The organism is Bradyrhizobium sp. (assembly GCF_016462955.1).
Lineage (GTDB): Bacteria > Pseudomonadota > Alphaproteobacteria > Rhizobiales > Xanthobacteraceae > Bradyrhizobium.
In genome coordinates this window covers 265-4,630 of sequence record NZ_JAEMSD010000522.1, presented here as the reverse complement: position 1 = coordinate 4,630, position 4,366 = coordinate 265, and the positions used below count along the sequence as shown (strand labels likewise).

6 protein-coding genes are annotated in these 4,366 nt (G+C 61.3%); 5 read left to right on the top strand and 1 reads right to left on the bottom strand.

The features are described 5' to 3' along the window. The coding region (locus JHD07_RS33385) for a hypothetical protein (RefSeq protein ID WP_291629885.1) at positions 1 to 478 on the top strand (478 nt) is incomplete at its 5' end. Between the two features lie 438 nt (positions 479 to 916). Here JHD07_RS33385 and JHD07_RS33380 read toward each other — a convergent pair. Further along, positions 917 to 1,387 carry a hypothetical protein gene (locus tag JHD07_RS33380; RefSeq protein ID WP_291629883.1) on the bottom strand — a complete coding sequence of 157 codons (471 nt, stop codon included), beginning with the start codon at positions 1,385 to 1,387 and terminating at the stop codon, positions 917 to 919. Between the two features lie 317 nt (positions 1,388 to 1,704). Between JHD07_RS33380 and JHD07_RS33375 the strand changes: the two genes are divergently transcribed. From JHD07_RS33375 to JHD07_RS33360, 4 genes are all read left to right on the top strand, one after another. Further along, positions 1,705 to 2,577 carry a nucleotidyltransferase domain-containing protein gene (locus tag JHD07_RS33375; protein ID WP_291629881.1) on the top strand — a complete coding sequence of 291 codons (873 nt, stop codon included), beginning with the start codon at positions 1,705 to 1,707 and terminating at the stop codon, positions 2,575 to 2,577. Continuing rightward, positions 2,574 to 3,293 carry a DUF6602 domain-containing protein gene (locus JHD07_RS33370; RefSeq protein ID WP_291629879.1) on the top strand — a complete coding sequence of 240 codons (720 nt, stop codon included), beginning with the start codon at positions 2,574 to 2,576 and terminating at the stop codon, positions 3,291 to 3,293. The genes JHD07_RS33375 and JHD07_RS33370 overlap by 4 nt, the downstream gene beginning before the upstream one ends. Before the next feature lies 1 nt (position 3,294). After that, positions 3,295 to 3,981 (top strand): hypothetical protein, encoded by a 687-nt coding sequence (locus JHD07_RS33365; RefSeq protein ID WP_291629878.1) that lies wholly within the window; start codon positions 3,295 to 3,297, stop codon positions 3,979 to 3,981. Between the two features lie 153 nt (positions 3,982 to 4,134). Then, positions 4,135 to 4,366 (top strand): hypothetical protein (locus tag JHD07_RS33360; RefSeq protein WP_291629876.1); only part of this gene is annotated, 232 nt, incomplete at its 3' end.

Below are 4,366 nucleotides of genomic sequence, written 5' to 3'. Positions count from 1 at the left end.
CGGCTGCTTTCGTTCTCGGAAAGGGCGTGTTTTCCCGGGGATTTCGCGTACCTTGCCCCTTCCGACCGGCAAGCCGCAAGCTCTTACCTTCCTTGAAATCAAAGCGTTTTTCGCGCGCACTCATATCCGATCGAGGCGCTTCGGGTGGTTTAGGTCGGGCTCAAACACCCCGGTTCGTGGCCGCTCGGTGGCCGCGCGCACGGTCATCCGCGGCGAGGGCAAGGGCGGCTCGCGCCCTCGCTGGGTCAGTCAGCGTTGGATGCGACTGCGGACCGTGCCGTATTCGATCGCGCTGTCTCCTGCCACCCTTCCCTCGAACGACACCTTCATCGAACGCGACGAGTTGCGGTCCACGAAGATCTTCTTCGCCGAGTGCCGGAAACTTGGAGGGGTCGGTTTGAGAACGGGCAACTGCTCGGCGAGGGCTTGCGCTCTCTCCTCGTTCCAGAGGTCGGCAGCCTTATTCACGGAATCGTGATCGAACAGCCAATGGCTCCGAAGACGTTTGGAGCGACCTTAACGGTTTGGAATTTGAACCGCCCTGAATCCATTTTTCAAGTATTCGTCCGATATCGCTTTAAGGGTGCAACGCGACTCGGCACTCATCCGGATAGCTCGGTCCTCGTTCCAACGGGGCGCGCATTCCGGGAAATCGGGATAGTGGTGTTCAAAGCGAGCGGATCGGTGCCGCTCAGGTCGATCGACGGCGTCTGGCAGGAAATTCGAATCCTTGGAGTTTTGTTTGACGGAGCGGCGGCGTCCGCTGAGTCCTTCCCTCGGGTGAGCAAATCCAAAAGCAAACCCCGGAGTCGAAACCGATGCCTCCCCTTCACGGGGCTTCGATCCAGAAGGCCATCGGAGGCAGCATCCGTTTCGAGACCGGTTCGTATTCTGGCTGTCGCCCAGAACACCTCACTCATCCTCGGCCGACGATCGCGATCTCGCCCTGCAGGGCCTCGACGATCCGGGCGTGCCTGGCCTCCTCCTCGCGGCGCGCATTGCGTTCCGATTCAAGCAGGAGCTTCAGCACGCGGATCTCGCTCTGTAGTCGGGCGATGCTGTCTTCCGATTCACGGTCGCCTCGTGTGACCGGTGCAGCGGCCGGCTCCGCGACCATTGCAGAGACGAGACGGGCCGCGGCCCGGTGGGCGCCGCTCGCAGGCGCGGACCCCGAGCCCTGCGGACGGGTCCGGACTGGTCCGACCGGTCCGGACCGGTCCGCTGCGCCGTGAGCGCCTGCGGCGTACTGTTTCAGGATCGCGGAAATCCGGCTCGAGCCGCCCCCACCCAAGTGAGTGCGCACGCGCGCCCGGGACAGCGGCTTGCCCTCGGCTGCGATCGCTCTGATCGCCGCGACGATTTCCCCGTCGGTAAACTGTCTGCTCACTCCACGATCTCCAATTGGTCTGCGGGCCGTCGAGTCGAAGGATATGAAGTGGTGCTTGAAAGAGCGTTGATATCGCACCAACGGTTCCCTCGCTTGGAAGCTGCCCTGGTCAGGGCTTTGAGCGCGGCGGAGCGATCCGCCATTTGGACGGTCGAGTTGCTGAGCGAACGAGCGCAGCCAATCGGTCGGCAAAGCCGCTGCTACACGGTGCCTTGGGGTCCGCCACAATCTGATCCGATTGGCGCGACGGACGGCCCTAAGGCGACGGAATAGCCGCTGGCCTGAGAATTCGCCGGGGACAACAGCGCCGGTCGGCAATGGGGGGGTTGCGTTCCAGATGTGGAACACTAGGTGCAGCCGAGGATGTCGCGCTCTGCCGATGTGGGGTTTGGATGTCGTTTCACTATCAACCGGCTACGCCGGTCCACCCGTTCAATCCTGATCGGTACCTGTTGCAGATTTTGCACAGGGAGGCAGTGCCGACCGGCCCGACTTCCGCAGCCATGAAGGCGTTGATCGGGCTTTACCCCCTTATCCGGCAATGGGCGAATATCCACCTTGCCAGCATGTTCCCGAGCGGATCGTACGCCAAGGGCACCGCGGTGCGCTCCGGTACCGACATTGACCTGTTCATCTCGCTGAAGCACACCACATTGGTGACGCTCGAAGACATTTACTGGAGCCTGTTCGACTTTCTCAAGAACCGCGGCTTCAATCCAAAGGCGCAGAACGTCTCGATCAACATCCGGGTTGATGGCGTCGACATCGACCTGGTGCCGGGTCGCCTCCAAAACGCACTCGGCGGCTACCACAGCCTCTACAAGCGGAAGGTCAGGAGCTGGCAACAGACGCACGTGCAGCGCCACGTCGCGCACGTAAGGAGCTTCAATCGTCTGCCGGAAACCCGGCTGATGAAGGTCTGGCGCAATCAGTGGAACCTCGATTTCCCGTCGTTCTACCTCGAAATGGTCGTGATCGAGGCCATGAAGGACGCCCCAGCCATGAACCCGGCAAAGCGCGTGGTTCGCGTGCTAGAATATCTGCGCGACAAATTCCCGACTTCACGGTTCGTCGATCCGGCCAACACCAACAACGTCATTTCCGATGACCTTACGGCTACCGAGCGCATGACCATCAGAGCCGCAGCAGACCGTGCGCTACGCGGCAGTTGGGCCGAGTTCATCCGATGAGCGGTTGGTCCCTGCCGGTTCTGCTTGAGCGTTTCCACCGCGACATCGAGCACAAGCTGGAAACCGCGCGCGCGTCGTTCGCGCATTCGGGCACGAAGGGCGACGCCAGCGAGGAAGTCTGGCTGAAGATGCTCCAGGAGTATCTGCCGCGCCGGTACACTGCGACCAAGGCACATGTCGTCGATAGCCTGGGGAATTTCAGCGATCAGATCGATGTCGTCGTCTTCGACCGGCAATATTCGCCGTTCATCTTCAAATTCGCAGAGCAGGAGATTGTACCTGCGGAGAGCGTGTACGCCGTCTTCGAGGCAAAGCAGACGATCAACGCGGCGCTAGTGGATTATGCCCAGAGGAAGGTCGGCACCGTTCGCCGGCTGCACCGGACAAGCCTGCCCATCCCGACAGCCAACGGTCTGGCGCCGGCCAAGAAGCCCGGACACATCATCGGCGGCATCTTGAGCTTCGAAAGTGACTGGAAGCCGGCTCTAGGCGATCCGCTGCTCAAGGCCCTGAATGACCATGAGGCGGACGAACATCTCGACATGGGATGCGTCGCGGCGCACGGCACGTTCACCTGCGATGCGGACCAATTGCATACGGCGGTACCGGAGGGGAAGCCGGCCACGGCTTTCCTGCTGGAGCTGATCGCCCGGCTGCAAGAACTGGCGACGGTGCCGATGATCGATGTCCGGGCATACGCGAATTGGCTGAAGTAACATGGCCGATCAATCAGCGCCGGAAGCCAGGCAGCAAGCAATCAACGCCATGGGCGAACCGCTCGGCACGCAGTACGCTGAGCTATGGCAAGAGCTCGCTCAGCTAAACATCACGTGGTCGGAGTTCATCGAGCTCTACGGGACGAAGAAAAGCCGCATCGAGCTGATGAACCGCTCCGCCGGTCACTTCTTCCGGATGGTGCAGGACTCATTGTGGGAAGGGCTGATGATGCACATCGCCCGGTTGACCGATCGGCCCGTCGTCCAAGGCCGCACAAACCTGACGCTCCACAATCTCCCGGCATTGATCCCCGACGCGACCCTGAAAAGCAAGATTGAGGCCCTATGCCTGGAAGCAACCGACAAGACCAGGTTCGCTCGGGACTGGCGCAATCGGCATATCGCGCATCGCGACCTCGACTTGGCTCTCGGCACGACCGCAAAACCGCTGCCGGCCGTCGAAATCAAGCAGGTGAACGACGCGCTGGATTGCTTCACTGAAATCTTGAACGGCGTCGCCGGGCCGTATCTCGATTCCACGACATCGTTCAGACACAGCGTGCGCCTCCACGTGGCCATCGAGCTGCTGTACCTCATTGACGCAGGCCATACACTGCAGGCCGAGCACCGGAAGCGACTTCAGGCCGGCGATTTCAGCCCCGAGTTATTCGCTGCCAGAGACCTGTAGAGCAGTGAAGTACCCTTCTTCGTCTTCAATTCGTCCGGCGATTTCGTTGACCCTGGCGCCGGTGTAGGCGCAGATCCATGGCACCCAGCGGCGAGCCTTGGCGTGCTCTTCTAACATTCCCGGTCGGGAGGTCGGGTCGCCTTCGAAATTGACATGGCTTCCTCTTCCGTAAAGCCCCGTCTCGCGCTGCTTCTTCTTTTTGCCGACTCTGACCTTCACCTCTGCGGCGACGTTTTGCTGACATTCTCGGGCAGCGGGTCGGAAGCCCTATTCGCGGGTGGGACCGGCATCCCGCTGGTCGGGCTGCGGTTCGGCGCTCTTCCTCGCGGATTTCGAACCCCACAAAAAAATGCGACGTGTGCCGCCATTGGGACGATGGCCTCTA

Bases quoted from the DNA above. Each gene is read 5' to 3' on its own strand.
- JHD07_RS33375 (WP_291629881.1), top strand. From the start codon at position 1,705: ATGGGGGGGTTGCGTTCCAGATGTGGAACACTAGGTGCAGCCGAGGAT.
- JHD07_RS33370 (WP_291629879.1), top strand. From the start codon at position 2,574: ATGAGCGGTTGGTCCCTGCCGGTTCTGCTTGAGCGTTTCCACCGCGAC.
- JHD07_RS33365 (WP_291629878.1), top strand. From the start codon at position 3,295: ATGGCCGATCAATCAGCGCCGGAAGCCAGGCAGCAAGCAATCAACGCC.